The sequence below is a fragment of the Psychrobacter fozii genome, assembly GCF_003217155.1.
Classification (GTDB): Bacteria; Pseudomonadota; Gammaproteobacteria; order Pseudomonadales; family Moraxellaceae; genus Psychrobacter; species Psychrobacter fozii.
This window is the reverse complement of record NZ_QJSU01000006.1, coordinates 215,929-235,027: the sequence shown is the minus strand read 5'-3', so window position 1 is coordinate 235,027 and position 19,099 is coordinate 215,929. Positions and strand designations below refer to the sequence as shown.

The window sequence follows — 19,099 nt, the reverse complement described above, 5'->3', positions numbered from 1 at the left end:
ACTCAAATAAATAATAGATAGACCAGATCTATAAAAAAGGATAAAGAACATGCCAAACTCTCTTAGTATCGCAACAGAGCGAATCAGTCAGATAAGCGATATTGCGACCAGTTATGTACAAAAAGATAAGTCGTTGTTTGACCATTTTATTCATAGCTATTACCAGCCGCTCCACCAAGAAACGGCAAAAGCCATCAGTAATGCTGATTTGGCAGGCATGGCGTTACATCATTTCACTTTGCTCAAAGCTTATGATCGCAGTAGACCACAACTGACTGTGCTCAACCCTAGAGCGGAAGAGCAGCATTTTCACAGCTCGCACACCGTTATTCAAATTGTGGCTTATGACAGACCCTTTTTAGTTGACACAATTTTGATGAGCCTGGAAGCGGAAGGCATCGATATTCATCGTACTTACAATATCATCATCAATGTTGAGCGTGATGATAATGGTGATATTACGCATATTGAAAGTGCCAATGAAAGCGCCACCTCTCATTTGTCTTTGATTCATTGCGAAATTGCTTATCAAGACAGTAAAAGCTTGGACGCATTACAGCAGATGCTACGATCAAAAATTGATACGCTAGATACGGTCGTCGGTGATTGGGCTGAAATGCGAGAACAGTTGACGCATATCAAAGATGAGCTGTCCCAAAAACAGTTACCAGAAGTCTTTTATTCCCATCAAGAAATACAAGCGTTTATCGATTGGGTATTAGACGATCATTTTATATTCTTGGGTTATCGTGAATATCGCCTAGAGGGTGGACAATCTGTTGAAGTTGATACTAACTCTGTGGATTTAGATTTATTTGCCATTGGCAATAGTGGTCTCGGTTTATTACGCGGTGGTGAAGAAGACAAATTGTCACAAAGCTTTAGCCAGTTGCCTAAAGTGTTAAAGCAATTACTGACTGAACCACGCGTATTGATGCTTTCTAAATCAAGCCGTGTATCACCTGTGCATCGTCCTGTATATATGGACTTTTTGGGTATTCATAAGTTTGACGATAACGGTAAATTGGTTGGTGAATATCGATTCATCGGTCTACTGACATCACAAGCGTATCAGCTTACCGTGCAGCAAATACCATTATTACGTGAAAAAGCCAATCAAATCATGGCGATGGCAGAATTACCACGTGATGGTCATGCCCATCATAAAATGATGCATGTGATTAATACGTTACCGCGTGATGATCTGTTTCAAGCCAGCGTTGAAGAGTTATATCCAATCGTTTCAGGTATCAGCCAATTACAAGACAAAAAGAGCTTGCGTCTGTTCAGTCGTGTCGATCATTATCAGCGCTTTGTTTCCTGCTTGGTTTATATCCCACGTGACAAGTTCAACACTGAGCTGCGTATTAAAGTACAAGACGTGCTAAAAGAGGCTTATGGTGGAACCTCTTCAGGATTCACAACTGAGTTCAATGAATCTGAACATGCTCGTGTGCATGTGCATGTTCGTACTGTACCAGGTCAAGTAAATGAGGTTGATACGTTTGTACTTGAGGCTAAGTTATCCGAGTTGATGCAGTCATGGAGTGATGGCTATCAAAAAGTATTGCTCGACAATGTTGGTGAACAAGAAGCCAATGCCCTAAACCGTCGCTTCTTAAACTATATTCCGGCTGCTTATCAAGAGCGTTTTGATAGCCGTACTGCGGTTGAAGATACCAAGCGTTTGGCCAAACTAACCGCCGATAAACCAATGATTTGGCACTTGTACCAATCAACGGGTGATGCAAGCAACCAGTTGCATCTAAAACTCTACGGTCGTGAGCAGCCTGTCATTTTATCCAAAGTCCTGCCAATTCTTGAAAACTTTGGTGTGTCGGTTATTTCAGCACAGACCTATGAGTTCGACTTGCCAGAGCAGCCGATTTGGATGCAAGAGTATGAGCTGACGCTAGAACATGTCGATACCGTTAATATGCAAGTGGTACGCGGTCAGTTCGAAGACAGTCTCAAGCAGATTTGGGCCGGAAAAGTTGAAAGTGATTCCTTTAACGAATTGGTATTAACGACCAACTTGGATACTTATGGGGTGGTATTATTACGAGCGCTATCACGCTATATGATGCAAGCCCGCGCACCATTCTCTAGTAATTACATTCAACAAACTGTGGTAAAAAACAGCGATATCAGTGTAGCACTGGTCAGCCTGTTTGATGCTCGTATGAATCCGAAATACAATGAAGATGAGCGCGCACAGCAAACGGCTCAGGTGCAAGAAAAAGTTATCGCGGCACTAGCAGATGTAGACAGTCTCGATGAAGACCGTATCCTGCGTTGGTACTTAGACTTAATCAATGCCATGGTACGTACCAACTTCTACCAGACTGATACCGATGGTCAGCGTAAAGATCGTTTGTCGTTTAAGTTTTTGGCAGCAGATATTCCTAACTTGCCTAAGCCTAAACCGATGTTTGAGATATTTGTATACTCACCGCGTGTTGAAGCTGTCCATTTACGTGGTGGCAAAGTTGCCCGTGGTGGTTTGCGTTGGTCAGATCGTATGGAAGATTTCCGTACCGAAGTATTGGGCCTAGTCAAAGCACAGATGGTGAAAAACGCAGTGATTGTGCCTGTTGGTTCAAAAGGCGGCTTCATCGTCAAAACCAAAACCATGGCGGATGGTCGTGAAGCATTCCAAGCGGAAGGTATCGCTTGTTATCAGACGTTCTTGCGCGGTATGCTCGATGTTACAGACAACATCGTAGACGGCGTGATTGTCCCGCCAGCCAATACGGTCAGACATGATGAAGACGATCCATACTTGGTTGTTGCTGCAGATAAAGGTACAGCGACTTTCTCTGACATCGCCAACGCCTTAGCAGCAGAGTACAATTTCTGGCTTGATGATGCCTTTGCTTCAGGTGGCTCAGTAGGTTATGACCATAAAGCGATGGGTATCACTGCACGTGGTGGTTGGGAATCAGTCAAACGTCACTTCCGTATGCGCGGTATGGACATCCAAAACCGTGATGACTTCACTGTCGTCGGTATTGGTGATATGAGTGGTGATGTATTCGGTAACGGTATGCTGCTATCAACGCATACCAAGCTGGTTGCTGCCTTTAACCATCTGCACATCTTCATTGATCCTAATCCAGACACTGCGGCCTCTTATGCCGAGCGCGCACGTTTGTTTGAGTTACCACGCTCATCATGGGCAGATTATGAAACCTCATTAATCAGCCAAGGTGGTGGTATATTCTCACGCCAAGACAAAAAAATTGCTATCAGTGCCGAGATGAAAGAAATCTTTGATATTCACGAAGACAGTCTCGCACCCAATGATTTAATCAGTGCGTTATTGAAATCGCCTGTTGATCTCATCTGGAACGGTGGTATCGGTACTTATGTCAAAAGTGCTAATGAGACTCATGCTGATGTCGGTGACCGTGCGAATGACGCACTACGTATCGACGGCAATGAGCTTCGCTGTGCGGTGATTGGTGAAGGCGGTAACTTAGGCTTCACGCAGCAAGGCCGTATTGAATACGCTCAAACGGGCGGACGCATTTATACGGATGCCATTGACAACTCAGGCGGTGTTAACTGCTCGGATCACGAAGTCAATATCAAAATCTTATTGGGTAAAGTGGTTGAGCAAGGTGACATGACCTTAAAGCAGCGTAATGAGCTGCTAGAGAGCATGACCGACAACGTGGCAGAATTGGTACTACGCCAAAACTACCTACAGCCTCAAGCGATTGAACTGAGCCACATTCGTGCATCAGCGAACCTAAGCGATCATCAACGCTTTATTCAGATGCTAGAAGGCGAAGGACGTCTCGACCGTGCAATCGAATATCTACCATCAGATGAAGAGATTGCCAAACGTCAAAAAGCGAATGCTGGCCTGACCAATCCTGAGCTAGCCGTCGTGATGGCTTACGGTAAGATGTGGGTGTATGACAACTTATTGTCTTCTGATTTGCCAGATGACCCATACTTCATCAACGAGCTGCGTAAGTACTTCCCTGATGAGCTAGCGTCACGCTTCTTTGATGAGATGACAGAGCATCGCTTACATCGTGAGATTATCAGTACTTATCTGACCAATAGCGTGGTCAACCGTTTGGGTATCGAAGCACTGTTCCGTCTGTTCGAAGAGACCGATCAATCACTAGCCACCATCGTGCGTGGCTATGCGATTAGCCGTGATGTCTTTGATGTGTCAAAAGCTTGGAAAACGCTTGAGTCGTTGGACAATCAGGTCGATGCTAAGTTACTGCTGAACCTTGAGCTACGTCTACGTGATGCACTTGAGAGCGGTGTTGTTTGGTTTATCAATGCCTTTGGTCAAGACTTACAAGTTGCTGACATGATTAGCCGATTTAGTGATAGTGTTGAAAAGCTAACGAAACCAGGTGGTTTCATTGAGCAACAATTTGCAGCGTACTTGCAAGAAGATACGACCAGCCTGATGCAGGAAGACCTGTCTAATAGCGATGCTGCGTTGTTTGCTATGCTACCTTATCATGTGGATGCACTCGATGCTGCGCTGTTGGCAGAGCTGTACGAGCGTCCTGTTGATGAGATTGCAACGCTATACTTCGAAGCCTATCATGTCTTGCAGTTAGACTGGATGATGGACAACATCGCCACTTTACCACAGCAAGATTACTGGGATCGTCGTGCACGCCATGCATTGATGAATGAGCTGTCACGTAGCTTGCGTCTGTTGATGGATGCCATATTATCTAAACCGGATGCGAAACAAGCGTTTGGCGAGTGGCGCTCACGTCACTTAGATCATCTGGAATCTGTCACATCAGAGATGAGCAAGCTAGATCAGCTTCATGCTAATGATGCAGACAGTCAAATCAGCCTGTCTACACTATCCGTGTTGATGAGTGAGCTGAGTGGTTTAGTCACTAAGTGATTAACTAAGTAACTAAATGAGCGATTAAATAAGTCGCTGACTGAATAAAATACTGTTTCAAAAAAACCACCGTTATTAATTAACGGTGGTTTTTTATTGTCTGATTAAATAAAAACCAGAGTACTTACATCTTGATTACTGAAACTCTATTATTGAAAAATGGATTAACTTACGAGGCTTTTTCACCGACAATTCTCTGACAGCCTTGACCGCTAATTTGGCTAAAGCCGCCAGAGATTTTTTCAACCTTAATTTGGGTTAAGATACGGTCTTTTAGTGCCTGCACGTGGGAGATAATACCAATTAACTTACCTTCCTGTTGTAAGCTCGTTAATGTATCGAGGGCAATATCAAGTGACTCTTCATCCAGTGTGCCGAAGCCTTCATCCAAAAATAGCGAATCTACGCGAATATTGTGACTGGCCATTTGCGATAGCCCCAATGCGAGTGCCAAACTAATAATAAAGCCTTCGCCACCAGAAAGATTTTTAGTACTACGAACATCGCCACCCTGATAGTTATCAATCACATTAAGCTCAAGCGGATTGTGGTCGTCATGGATGAGTAGGTAACGGTCACTCATCTGTTGCAATTGCGTATTGGCATGACTAATCATAACTTCAAACGTCAACCCTTGAGCAAAGGTACGATATTTTTTACCATCAGCTGACCCAATTAGCGTATGTAGCTGCTGCCAAACTTGTAGCTTCTGTTTTTGCTCATCGATAGCCACGAGTTGTGCTACTTGTTCGCCTTTTTGATTGTCGTTATCTTTGAGTTTTTGGTCAATTGCACCTATCTGCTGACTGAGTTGATCAATATCTGTCTGTATTTGATGATACTCGCCAGCAAGCGTTTCTCTATCCTTATCTGTCATAGGAGCAGCAAGTTTTTTTGCTAATAATTGCTGAGTACTATCTAGCTGTGACTGCATCTGTTGCAAGGCATTGTCGATAGTCGATTTACGTATGTGTAGTGCTTCGCGCGCTTCTTTAGGTAGGCGTGCACTGACAAAAGCAGCTTCGTCGGCGAACTGTGATTCTGATAGTAAATCAGAAAACTCACTTTGTTGCGTATTGAGCGTACCAGTTGCAGATTGTAGCTCTGTTGCTAGCTGTTGCTGTCTAACCTTTAATTGTTCTAATGTCTGCTGAATGGTATCTAGCTGCCTTTGTGCCGTTACCTTACTGGTTTGAGCTTTATCGACCGCACTTCGTAATTGAGTCTCCTCAGCATCTACCTCTTTATCTGCAAAAATCTCTTTTCTGTCTTTCTTTAATTGCTCGATAGTATTGGTTTTATTAGTAGTTAAGCGCTCTAATTCTTCGAGCGATTTTTCGTCATTGGTAAGCTGTGCTTGTTTGGCTTCAATCTGTGCTGTTAAGCCGCTTATCGTATTGGTTAGCTGCTGTTGTTTATTTTTTTGCTCATGGTAATGTTGCTTTAACTGACTTAGGGCGCCACGCTGTTGACGGAGTCTTTCGATATGAAGGTCATAGTCTGAGTTGTCTATTATGGTCTGCTCAGTAACCCCAACATTCAGTTGTTTGAGTGCACCATTGATGTCTGCTGCATTAACAGCTATTGATAAATACTCTTTATGGTTCTCTATAGGGTATTTATGCGCTAGAGATGTAACAGTGGTCATAATAGGTGCTAATTCAGAGAAGTTGGCAGCGATACTTTCTTCAATACTCTCAATTTTCTGTGCATTAAGCTTAATATCAGTTGCCAAATTACTGATGTCGCGAATAAGTACTTGTTGATGCTTTTCATCGGTTTCGATTGTGGTACTCATATGTGCCATACGTTGTGTCAGCACATCGTATTGGCCCATCATGGTTTGTAGAGACTGCTTATAATCAATCAGATTGTGTTTGGCGGCATCCAATAAAGATAGAGAGTTGTCTACGTCAATCGAACCATTGACGTTATCCGTAATTTGAGTAAGCGGATGAATGAGTGCCACAATGGATTCAGAGTAACTATTTTTATCATCAAATAATGAGGCCAGATAAACCTGAATATCAGTAGATAAGGTATCTGTCTCTTGCTGTAACGGCGCTAATTGCTGCTGTTGGTTATTAAGCGTTTCTTTCTTTGTGGCATGCTCAAGACGGTGTTTTGATAATGTCTGCTCAAGATTGTCTATAACAGTTTCTAGTGCCGAAATTTCCTGCTGAATCTTTTGTGTTTTAGACAGTTGGCTTTGGTCGGCATTGTCGTCGATATGATTGTCTAATAACGGATGGTGTTTATGTTTACCATAAGGATGTTCGTGAGCACCACAAAGTGGGCAGGGCGATCCGTCTTGTAGTTCTGTTATATAGTCTTCAAGCTTAGCGACTTTCTGTAATAGATTTAGATGTTCTTGTTTATCTTGTCGTTTGAGCTTAACATTTTGAATGTCTGATTGATGACTGGTAATCAGTTCTTCTAAATTCGTTAACGCTTGGCTAAGTGTTGGTAGCGAAAGCGTGGTTGTTTTTATTTGGCTAGTAAGTTCAGACAGTCGTTGTAACTTGAAGCGAGCCTGCTCAGTTTGGTTATTAATTTGATCAACATGTTCTTGATCACGACGCATACTAGCCAGCGATTGTTTTTGGATGAGTGCTGCTTGCTGCTGTCGTACGCTGGCAAGTTGCTCACGCTGTTGTGTTATTAATGACGTATCAGCGTTTTGCTGCTTAGACAGTTGATCGAAACTTGCTTGTAGTTGGCTGGCTTGATGGTCATGTGTTCGTTTATTGGCAGCTAAGCGCACATTGTCTTCTAGCAATGCCTTTAATCGGCTACAGCTGCTATCAAAGGTTGCCGTATCTGTATCGAGATCGTTTACCTCTGGATAGTCATTAAAATATTTTTCGATACTGTCAAATTGAGTCTTAGTATCCTGCTTTGTTTGTTTATGGCTAGCTATTTCTTGACGTAATTGTTGAGTATTATTAACCAGTACGCCTTTACGTTGATTGTCATGTGATAAAACATGAGCTTGCTGTTGTATATCAGCATCTAATTCACGCACCTTCTTAATAATGGGTAAAGCGGTTTGTAAGTTATCTATGGCGTTTTTTTCAAAAGTATTCGCCTCATTTAGATGAATAGAAGCTTGCCCGAGCGCTTCTTGCTGTGCCGGAATCTTATTAAGCAATTCCTGTTGTTCAGCATCCAATCTACTGACCATCTCTCGGCTATAGCACAGCGCACGAAACTGGCTGTCAATCTCTAAGGCTTTAGTCGCAATATTTAAGCGTTGTGCTTCTGGGATAAAGTCTTTCTGTGCCTGTTGCGCTGTTGCGAACTCAGTCTGATAAACCGAGAGGTTTTGTTGTAGTTGATAGACGCTATCCAGCCACTGTAGTTGTTCACTCAGGGTTTTGAATGTTTGTCGTTGTTTGATTTGCTGTTGATTCAGAGTGTCTAACTCTGTAGCCAGTCGTTTTTCATCTTCAATATTTAATAGGGATAAGCTATTAACGCCTGCTTGTAAATTGCCAAGCACTTCTTCCTCGGAGCGTTTTTTCTCGTGCACGTTTAACGATATTTTGGCATAGATGGCCGTACCCGTTATTTTTTCTAAAATAGCGGCTCTATCACCAATATCAGACTTCAAAAATGCGGCAAAACTGCCTTGTGCCAACATAATGGAACGGGTAAATTGATTAAAATCCATGCCGATTAGGTCTTGGATATAAGCGGATGTTTTAGATTTCTTTTCTTCTAAAATAGCGCCTGTTTCAACATCAGTAATCTCATGCTTAATGGGTAATAAGTTACCCTTAGCTTTTTTGTGGGCACGATGTTGATACCAATAGCATAGATAGCGTTTGGAATTTATCTCGATGATAACTTCTGCTGAGCATTCGCCCGTACCTTGGGTCATTATCTCATTCGTTGAACCCGTAATATCACCCAATCTTGGCGTTTGACTGTATAGCGCTAAGCAAACGGCATCTAATATGGTGGTCTTGCCAGCACCTGTTTGCCCAGTAATAGCAAAAATCCCTTCATTGAGAAAAGCGGGATCGCTAAAATCAATGTGCCATTCGCCTTTCAATGAATTTAAATTTTTGAGTCGCAGTTCAATCAGTCGCATGGGCAGGTCTTATTTTGATATAGGGCAATGTTAAAAGGTGAAAAAGCTAAAGGCATCAGTTATTAGTAATTAAAAGTTAGAAGCTATGTATGTTGAATAACTTATATTATTCGGCATGGCTATCTGCATGACGCAGGTTGTAGACGATTTGATCGTAGGCATCACGCAAGGTTAACTTTTGCTCATCAGGAATACTATGTGCAGTTAAGCAACGCTCAAATACTTCTTCTTCATTTAAGTCTTGTAACGTCTCAGAGGTTTTCTGTTGGTTAAGGACTTTATTATAAGTTTGAGTATTCTTAATTTTTAATACCTCACATGGCAAGCCTTCTACCATGGCCTGAATATGCTCACGTAATTCACTAACAATATCATCACCGGTATAAATAATTTCTAGCCAAACGGACTCTTTTGAACCAAGTGATTGAATGGCTTTATCAATAGCCTGATGAATAGACACTAAGTCACCTGAAACTTGTGCCAATTTTTGAAATTTTGGAATGGGTAAAGAGACTACTTGCATTTGATTCAAATTATCGCGATGCAGTATTTTATCGGTAGTGGCAGCATAAGTAGGCACTGATTGATTATCTAGGTCTTGCTGAGCAGGAGGGTTCTCTGTAACAGTAGTTTTTACAATCTCATCATCATCATTCTCATTGGCCGATGGCTCATCAAAACCAAACAAGTCATCCATAAAAGGCGTTGCCTGAATAGCCACTTTTTTAACGGTTTTTTCTACTGACTTTTCAATCTTGGTCGTTTTAACATTAGAGGTTGTATTGATAAGCTGAGAGGTATTACTATCAGGCGTAACGTTTACCCCTAAGACTTCATTATCGAAGTTATCTGTGGTACCAAACTTTACTAGCAATACTTGTTTTTGTTGCTTGGCCTCTCCAAAACCCATGGCAATAGGGGAGCCTGAATAGCGAATATGCTCACGACCACCGACCCGCTGCGGCACGTGCAAATGACCAAGCGCAACATAATCAAAGCTTTCATCGAACATCTCGGCAGAGATTTTACCCAATGAGCCGACATAAAGCTCGCGTACGCCGTCATCATCAGTTGTGGTGCCGCCAGCTGCAAATAGATGCCCTGTCGCAATGATAGGAATATGCCGCTGATACATTTCAACAAGCTCAGATTGCTTGGATTTTACAATGCTAGCCACTTCATCATAGTGTGCACGAATACCTTTTATGACATTGGCATCTTTGCTATCCGCGGACTCGCCAGCGCTACTACTACGCACATCGCGGTCACGCAAGTAAGGAACGGCTGCGATAATACAATGCGGCGTACCATCTACATTGTCCAAAACCAATACTTCGTTGGTCAAATCGTCACAAGCAGTGCCAATCACATGAACGTTTAAGAACTTAAGCACCTGACTGGGGGCATCTAAAAAAGTAGGGGAGTCGTGATTGCCTGCGACTATCACCACGTGCTGACAGCATGATTTTGACACTCTACCTAAAAACTCAAAATACAACGCTTGAGCTCTGTTACTTGGCGTCATGGTATCAAATATATCACCAGCAACGATTAATACATCGACTTTTTGCGTGCTAATTGTCTCTTCAAGCCAGCTCAAAAACGCCTCGAATTCCTCATAGCGCATGCGACCATAGAGCCTACGACCCAAATGCCAATCTGAGGTGTGTAGGATGGTTAATGGTCGAGCGGGCATTGAATTGGAAGTGGCAGGTGTAGACATAATTGCACTTAAGGACAGTTAATGGGAAGCTGTCATTCTAGCAAGATTTGTTGTGGTTTGCGCTGTTGGAATGCGTTAAAAAAAGAGCCCTACCAATATATTATTATCGATAGAGCTCTTTATTGTTGAAAGTTAATACTAAAAATTAATCAATAATCAGTTGCTCTAAACCTTCCTCTTGCTGCGTAGCCAAACTGGATATCATAGAGAGCGCATGTGCTTGTTGGTCTATTGGTTGTTTTTCTACTTTACCTCTTGACCCTTCGCGCAACCAGTTCTTCGCTAGATCGTCACTACTTTGACTGTGCTGCTGATTTTGTAAGTTGTACCAAGCCAAATTATCATGCAGGGCGACGACATCTCCCATGATAAGTAGCGCAGGCGTTGGTAGTTGGTGTTGCTCTTGCAACTCAACGATATTGGCAAGTGTGCCGGTTAATACTTGCTGATTGGGCATACTGGCATTGGATACGATGGCAATAGGAGTACTATCAGCTCGTCCAGCATCAATTAAGCCTTCGGTCAAACGAGGCAAAGAGTGCAGACCCATATAGAAAACAACCGTCTCATCAGTATTCAAAAAGCTCTTAAAGTTACTGTTTGGTGCACCAGCCTTTAAAAATCCAGTGACGAAGCGTACCGATTGCGAGTGATCACGGTGGGTAAGCGGAATACCTGCGTAGCTAGCAGCTGCGTTGGCAGCAGTAATGCCTGGTACAACTTGATAAGGGATATCATGTGCCCGTAAGCTTTCAATCTCTTCACCACCGCGCCCAAAGATAAACGGATCACCACCTTTTAAACGAACCACACGGCGACCTTCTTTGGCGCTATTCACCAACAGCTCATTGATACCAAGCTGAGCAACTGCATGATTGCTGCGTTTTTTACCTACAAACACTTTGTCCGCATCACGGCGGCACAAATCTAGGACTTGTGGCGAGACCAAGGCATCATAATAGACAATGTCTGCTTGCTGCATTAGGCGTAGCGCTTTGAATGTTAACAATTCTGGATCACCAGGGCCTGCACCGACTATATATACCTCGCCAACTGGCGTGTTCGCTTCAACAGAATTTTCATTGTCGACTATAGGCTCGGCTACCACAGTTGTATGGGTTGGTGATTCATTGGCACTGGCAATATTCGCAGCAGTGCTATCTAAGTCGGCTTGTAGCTGCTCAGTGGCTTGAACTTCATTACCAGCAAACATGAGCTCACTGACTTTGCCTTCAAAAGCTCGCTCCCAAAACTGGCGACGCCCCGTTAAGGTAGGAATTTTGGCTTTTACTTCAGTACGGAACTCGCCTGCTAATTTGGCCAGTTTGCCATAACCTTGTGGAATCAATGTCTCAAGGCGGGCACGTAGCAAACGTGCTAGCACTGGTGCCTTACCGTTAGATGAGATACCAATCACAATAGGGTTGCGATCAACAATGGCTGGGAATATAAAGTCGCATAAATGCGGCGTATCAACCACATTGACTGGAATGTTTAGGGCAGTAGCGTCAGCATGAATCTGATGATTCAGCGTTTCGTCATCAGTAGCCGCAATAATGACGCGTGCGCCTGACATATAGGTGTTATTGTAATTTTCATAGATGAGCTGATGCTTACTATCATTGAGCAAGGCTTGTATTTCATCACTAATGACGGGTGCAAGAATGGTAATTGCCGCGCCAGCACGACTCAGCAGATCCGCTTTGCGTAGCGCCACGTCTCCGCCACCAACGATAAGCACTTTGCGGTCTTCTAATTTAAAAAATAATGGAAAAGTGTTCATAGCATTACCAGCAATTCATTCAATGTAAAATATACCACTATTATGAGGTATCGTGCGCGACGTCTCACGCAGTGAATTGGCATTAGTATATTCGTTTTTGATATGAGCGGTGTGATTTTTGATAGGAAAAGGAATAGGTGTCTCAAAAGTAGATATATAGCAAAATACTTACTCTACAAGACTATGAAGCCGTTATAGGCGATAACTTTAAAAAATCTAGTCCCAAAGTATGGTAGAAACAAGTAATTTTTACTGTATTGAAACTTCTACCGATATCATCAAAAGGATTTGAGATGCTTATAGATAATCTAAAGATTTATTTTAACCATCTATTGAAGCCATTTGTATTTTGTCTTGTGCTAACTACTGGTTTAGCATTGATAATTAGCACCTCTGGCTGCCATAAAAATCCTCATCATTCTTCTGCAATAGAAGGCGATATTGAAATATCAACCAATGATGAGGGTGATTTGTGTTTTGAACCCTTGTTTGCAACAACGGCTCTAAATGATCAACCTATACAAATAGAATATATAAAAATGAGCAACTTAGAGATATTTAATTTGTATGTTCCTAAGGACGAAAGTCGTACAATATTAACAATAGATCCTGTAGATAATGAATATTCTATTATAGAAAAAGGAGAAAAAATCTGTTTAGATACTGACGATCCAAAATTAAAGCAAAATATCTATAAACCTCTAGAGCAAAAATTTTCAATAGTTTCAATTAGTGGTATAGACGATAAAGAAGAGGAATACGTATATTTTTCTCATGATTTCAACTACCCTTATATTGCTGAATAATCAAACATATCTAGAATAAATTGAGAGATTGCCCCTAATTCTGTATAACTGATATATATTAGCTCTCTTGCAAAAGTAGCAGTTTATTGGCTCCCACTAACGGAGTCACAAAGGCTAGCGACAACTTACTTATGCAAGAGGTCTATTAACTGTTTTTAGCTGTATTCTAAAACCTACTCAAACTCACTGAGCATTTTAGTCATACGTGCATCTTTTTGTTGCCAGATATCTTCTAACCAATCAAACATCATCTTTTTCGTGGCTTCATCACGGTCGTAACCACCATCCATAATCGCGGCAAACAGCTCGTCAGGTATCTTTATGCGAGTCACATCGACGCCCAGACGACGGATATTACCTTTCCATAAATCATCATAGTCAGGGGTGCCATCTGGATACACGATAGTGACATCTAAAATCGAATCTAACTGATCGCCTAACGCATTGATTGCCAATGACAGACCACCAGCCCGTGGTTTTAATAGATGCTGGTAAGGTGAGTCTTGCTTGTCATGTTTTTCTTTGGTAAAGCGCGTACCTTCTAGATAATTAAGTAACGCAAAAGGCTTATCTTTTAATTGACGACATGCACGCTTGGCTTCTATTAAGTTTTGTTTTTTAAGTTCTGGATTTTTTGCCATCGCTTTAGAAGAAAAGCGCTTCATCATTGGAAAGTCTAAGAAGTAAAAAGCTTGACCGATAACAGGAATATAGATCAAATTAAACTTGGTAAAGAACCGCGTCAAAGGTAATCTATCTTGGCTGATGTATTGCACGATACTGGTATCAACCCAAGACTGATGGTTGCTCACGAGTAGGTATTGTTTATCCTCGCTCAGATCATCAGGCATATTAATACGCCAGTCTTTATGAGGCAACGCATGATTGATCACAGCGTTATTACTATTAATCCAGTACTTAGTAATCGCAATGAGTGCATCGTCAGCGTATTTTGATTTTGTTAATACTTTCGCAGCACCCAAAGTCCAAATAGGTAAACCAACGAAGATGCTATTGGCGGTGAGGACGCTGGCACCAGTCAGAAAAGATGCGGCTTTACCGACAGGAGGCAATTTATCGTGGAGCTTTTCGTAGAGTGAGTCATTTTTTTGTATAGAGGGCATAACAAATATCCATATTGATGAGTGCGGTAAAACTATTACCAATCTTGAGTGACACGATGCGCGTGATTATCTACAAAGATGGCAATTTCGTTCGTAATTGGGTTTAAAAGGGTTGGCTTAGTGAAGTGATGGCGCACAGCCCTCAAAGGTAAGCCATAGAATAACGTAATGTTATACCATAAGACGTTAAAAAAACGTTATTTATTCAATTGAATGCATTGTAGAGTTGCATTTTCTTATTAGCTTGCATACTAGAAACAGAAGAAGCTATGATACTAAAAAATCCAAGAAGAGTAATACTCCTAGATAAATATAAAACAACAGAAAATTAATTTTCTAGCGTTTGTTTAAAACTTAAGTAATTCGTAATATAGCAATGAATTTTTCACGCGAATTGGTAGTCGACATGATTGTAGTGCTAATTTAAGGTGTTGAATATTATTTTACGTAGCGGTGCGCTGAGTTTGGCGTCTGCGGTATTTGGCATTCTTTTATTATTGGCTTTTGTGCTGACTCATCAAATGAGCTGGTCAATTTCTGGTATCTATCGCTACGATGTGTTGTTGGCATATGCTTTGGTTATTCAGGTTTTCTTAGTTTATTTTAAATTAGAAACGCCACGTGAAGTATGGGTTATTGCCATTTTCCATATTATGGCCATGGCCCTAGAGCTTTTTTTAACCCATCCCAAAATTGGCTCTTGGTATTATCCCGAACAAGCAATTTTTAGAATTGCCAATGTCCCGCTTTTCGCTGGTTTTATGTATTCGGCAGTGGGTAGTTTTTTGGCACGTGGCCTAAGACTGTTTAATGCATCCTTTGCTCATTTGCCAAATTTAATATGGGTGAGTTTATTGGTTGTTTCTTCTTATGTTAACTTCTTTACCAAATTTTTTGTACCCGATATTCGCAATGTGCTGTTCATAGCTTCAATAATTTTGTTCTGGAAAACTAGAGTATTCTTTCAAATTAATCACGAAACCAATTTGCAATTACGAGATGCCAAACAATATCAATTATTTTTTTTACCATTACTATTGTTTCTAGCTTTTTTGGTTTGGTTAGCAGAAAATATTGCTACTTTTGCAAATATTTGGCGCTATCCGTCACAAGAAAATCTATGGCATATGGTAGGTTGGGGGAAGCTAGGCTCTTGGTACCTGTTGCTGATATTGAGTCTGGTGTTGGTTTTGGCAGTAATGGGAAAAAGAGATGCTAGAGGGAGTTGGCAGTTAATTTGATACTAGGGTGTGTCCTCAGTTTGAACAAGAACGACTAAACGAGCAAAAAGTGGCTAGATAATAATTGAATCGGCTATAAAAATTAAAAAGCCCTCTCTTAAATTTAAGAGAGGGCTTTTGACATTCAGAAAACGCTACAATTACAACTGAGTATGCAAACCACACTCACGGCTTTCTTCTACTTTCGTTGGATCAAAGTAGTCAAACTCATTTGGCAGGTTATGCTCTTCAAGATACACGTCTAGATCAGCATCCGTTTTTTCAAATAATGGCGCTACTTTTAACACGCCATCTTTTGATAGGCTAAGCACATCAAGACCTTGACGGAATTCTGTTTGATCTTTACGGATAGCATTGAACCAAACATCAGGCTTCAATTCATCTAATGCACGGCGGAATGGCTCAAGTTTTACTTGGTCAGTAAACTCATCATGCTGTGGATTATCAATACCAGGGATGCCATTCATAGTTGCGTCACGATGCGCAGCAGTTTGCTTAGGGATATAAGTAACGACATTTAGATTGAGGTCACGAATGACTTTATTAGCGAATTGATACGTCGCATCCGTGTTATAGCCTGAATCTACCCACAATACAGTGATGTCTGGACGCTGCTTGGCAACTAGATGTAAAATCGCTGATTCATAAGGACGAAAGTTAGTAGTAATGATTGGGTTTTTAGCTTGGCCTAGTGCCCATGAAACGATCTCTTCTGGCGACTTACCGTTTAGCTCTTGATTGGCTTGATCGATATCTAGGTTTGGGTGTAATTGACTCATGATACATTCCTTACAATGGGATTGGTTTAACAATAAATTTGGTAAAAGTTCAATAAATAACGGGTGGTAAATTAAGCGTTAGCAAACATCGGTAATGCAGCAGCGTTTCGACCATCGTAGCTACTGGCAAGCGCGTTGAATGCTTGACCAATATCAGAAATTGATTGCATGTCGTGCTCACTGAGCACAAAGCTATCTGCACCAGAACGTAATAGATAAGCGATTTGGTCACGGCCAAACTTGCCAGCCATACGAATCTCGCCTTCGTAACCCATTTGGCGTAATGTCTGTACAAAACTAAAGCCGCGACCATCGACAAATAACGGCACATGAATGACAATCAAGTCTTGCTGTAATAAAAACTCTGATAAGCCAACTAATACATCCGTGTCACTGTCCGATGTCACCCAAACGCCTATACGGCTAGTGTGTTGGGACAGCAACTCACGTACTTGCTGTAATAGTCCGCCAGCAATCTTGCCTGTAGCGTCTAACAAATCATCAAGCGGCAACAGCACATCTGTTTTTTCTGACTTATGCAATAGCTCAAGTAGTGATGTGTGGGTTAGGGCAATACCTTCTGGTAGCTCATTAGTGGTGAGCGCTAACCAAGTGTCGGTCTGACTAATATCGATACCATCGCTATTTAATACATGATGATTACCCATAGACCTTCTCCTTAAAAGGTGCCACGCCAACGCGATTGACCAAGTCACTAAAGGCTTCTACGTCGTTCTCATTGCTCACGCGCTGCTCTAAATAGACGTCCAGTATTTTTTGTAGGGTAATCGCCACATCTTCGGCTGGTACTGCTTTACCCAATATTTTACCGACTTTGGCATCGTTGCTAGAGTTGCCGCCTAGGCTGATTTGATACCAATGCTCACCCTTTTTATCAACACCCAAGATACCGATATCACCTGTATGGTGATGAGCACAGGCGTTCATGCAGCCAGACATATTTAGGCGGATTTCACCCAAGTCATAAAGGTAGTCGAGATCATCAAATTGCTTTTCGATTTGCTCAGCGATATTGTGAGTCGTGGCATTGGCGAGTGAGCAATAATCCCAACCTGGGCAAACAATCATATCGGTTAGCGTGTTTATGTTGGCACGTGCTAAATGCAGTTCAGACAGCTGTTCCCATAGCTCATATAGCTGATTGGTTTGCACATCAGAGAATACGAGATTTTGCTGATAAGTACCGCGCAATTCACCAAAGCTATATTTGTCTGACAGATCAGCGAGAGCATCCATTTGTGACTCGCTAACATCACCAGATGGTACGTAGGTTCCGTCGACCAAGCCTGCTTTTAGAGAAATAACGACGGCGCGATAGCCTGCTATTTTATGCGCGACTGTATTTTGGTTATACCAATCGGCAAAATCTTTATTCGCATTGAGTTGCTGTTGCAAGTCAGACTGTACTTGTAGCGCATCAAAACCAACATAATCAGGCTCACTAAAGAAGCCAATAGCCGTGTCAAAGTTTGCATCGCTCAAGGTCAGTGGACCATCTTTGGTATGGGCTTCCCACTCAGCGTCGACCAATTTAGCAAAGGCAGGACCGCCCATGCTCTCGACCAATATCTTGATGCGGGCTTTGTATTTATTGTCACGGCGACCATGTAGGTTATAAACGCGCAAAATAGCGTCTAGATAGCTAAGTAGATGCTGACGTGGCAAGAATTCGTTAATTACCTTACCAATCACTGGCGTACGGCCAAGACCGCCACCCACCAATACTTCAAAACCAATCTCGCCTTCGTCATTGGTTTTTACATGTAATCCAACATCATGTACTTGCGTCGCCGCGCGGTCATTGGCAGTACCAACGACAGCAATCTTAAATTTACGCGGTAAAAAAGCAAATTCAGGATGAAAGGTAGACCACTGACGGATAATCTCGCAATAAGGGCGTGGATCCGCAATCTCTTCTTGATGAATACCCGCATAAGGATCGGTAGTCGTGTTACGAATACAGTTGCCCGAGGTTTGAATGGCATGCATCTGTACTGATGCCAGCTCCGCCAATATGTCTGGCACTTCTTCAAGTTTTGGCCAATTCAACTGGATATTGGTACGGGTCGTGAAGTGCCCGTAACCCTTATCGTACTTACGGGTAATCTCTGCCAATTTACGCAGTTGATAGCTGGCTAGTAGACCGTAAGGAATAGCAATACGTAACATCGGCGCATAACGCTGAATATAAAGGCCATTCTGCAAACGCAGTGGCAAAAACTGTTCTTCTGGCAGCTCACCCGCCAAAAACCGTTCAGTTTGGTCGCGAAACTGGGCGACTCGTTCCTCTACTAAGTTTTGGTCAGCGTAGTTATATTGATACATGACGTAATCTCAAATTTGTTTTTAGACTTAAAAGCAGCGACGAAAATGATTTGCGTGTGTAATATATTTTGTTGTCGATCGCAATGTGTACCGTTCAGCTTTACATCATATAAGCTTGTGCTTCAAAACATAAATTCCTTTAAGACATATACATATCCAAACACAGCATAAATTTTCATAACGAAAGTTAGGTAGCCTATGCTTATCAAATTTAACCCCTAAAATTTAATATCTGGTAATGCATGATTTTGACTGACGATCGTTAGCGTCTTATTCGTAAAGTTACCTTTTAAGCCATTCACTT

General features: G+C 41.9%; 10 protein-coding genes. 3 read left to right on the top strand and 7 right to left on the bottom strand.

What is annotated here, in order from left to right; all coding sequences use genetic code 11:
- The first annotated feature begins 49 nt into the window (after nt 1-49).
- Nucleotides 50-4,897: an NAD-glutamate dehydrogenase gene (locus DFP82_RS09570; protein ID WP_110923507.1), complete on the top strand. Its 4,848-nt coding sequence runs from the start codon at nt 50-52 to the stop codon at nt 4,895-4,897.
- A 169-nt stretch (nt 4,898-5,066) separates the two neighbouring features.
- Here the strand turns inward: DFP82_RS09570 and DFP82_RS09565 are convergent, their stop codons facing one another.
- The 3 genes from DFP82_RS09565 to cysG form a co-directional block, all read right to left on the bottom strand.
- Nucleotides 5,067-8,993 carry an AAA family ATPase gene (locus tag DFP82_RS09565; protein ID WP_110923506.1) on the bottom strand — a complete coding sequence of 1,309 codons (3,927 nt, stop codon included), beginning with the start codon at nt 8,991-8,993 and terminating at the stop codon, nt 5,067-5,069.
- 106 nt (nt 8,994-9,099) lie between these two features.
- On the bottom strand, nt 9,100-10,716 hold the full coding sequence (locus tag DFP82_RS09560; RefSeq protein WP_245905695.1) for an exonuclease SbcCD subunit D C-terminal domain-containing protein: 1,617 nt from the start codon (nt 10,714-10,716) through the stop codon (nt 9,100-9,102).
- A gap of 145 nt (nt 10,717-10,861) precedes the next feature.
- Nucleotides 10,862-12,499, bottom strand: coding sequence for a siroheme synthase CysG (gene cysG / locus DFP82_RS09555; protein WP_110923505.1), 1,638 nt, complete (start codon nt 12,497-12,499; stop codon nt 10,862-10,864).
- Between the two features lie 293 nt (nt 12,500-12,792).
- Between cysG and DFP82_RS09550 the strand changes: the two genes are divergently transcribed.
- Entirely contained in the window at nt 12,793-13,305 is a 513-nt protein-coding gene (locus tag DFP82_RS09550; RefSeq protein ID WP_110923504.1) for a hypothetical protein, read from the top strand.
- 173 nt (nt 13,306-13,478) lie between these two features.
- Here DFP82_RS09550 and DFP82_RS09545 read toward each other — a convergent pair whose 3' ends face one another.
- Complete coding sequence (locus DFP82_RS09545) at nt 13,479-14,429, bottom strand: acetyltransferase (protein WP_110923503.1); 951 nt, start codon at nt 14,427-14,429, stop codon at nt 13,479-13,481.
- A 428-nt stretch (nt 14,430-14,857) separates the two neighbouring features.
- Between DFP82_RS09545 and DFP82_RS09540 the strand changes: the two genes are divergently transcribed.
- Nucleotides 14,858-15,670 (top strand): DUF817 family protein, encoded by an 813-nt coding sequence (locus tag DFP82_RS09540; protein ID WP_110923502.1) that lies wholly within the window; start codon nt 14,858-14,860, stop codon nt 15,668-15,670.
- A 140-nt stretch (nt 15,671-15,810) separates the two neighbouring features.
- Here DFP82_RS09540 and DFP82_RS09535 read toward each other — a convergent pair whose 3' ends face one another.
- The 3 genes from DFP82_RS09535 to DFP82_RS09525 all read right to left on the bottom strand — a co-directional run bounded on the left by DFP82_RS09535 (nt 15,811) and on the right by DFP82_RS09525 (nt 18,795).
- On the bottom strand, nt 15,811-16,449 hold the full coding sequence (locus tag DFP82_RS09535; RefSeq protein ID WP_110923501.1) for a phosphoadenosine phosphosulfate reductase domain-containing protein: 639 nt from the start codon (nt 16,447-16,449) through the stop codon (nt 15,811-15,813).
- Nucleotides 16,450-16,520: 71 nt separating this feature from the next.
- A complete protein-coding gene (locus tag DFP82_RS09530) occupies nt 16,521-17,117 on the bottom strand; it encodes a DUF934 domain-containing protein (RefSeq protein ID WP_110923500.1) in 597 nt (198 codons plus the stop codon).
- The gene (locus tag DFP82_RS09525; protein WP_110923499.1) at nt 17,110-18,795 is read right to left on the bottom strand and encodes a nitrite/sulfite reductase; all 1,686 of its coding nucleotides are present in this window, start codon (nt 18,793-18,795) and stop codon (nt 17,110-17,112) included. Before DFP82_RS09525 ends, DFP82_RS09530 begins: the two co-directional genes overlap by 8 nt.
- Nucleotides 18,796-19,099: the final 304 nt, after the last annotated feature.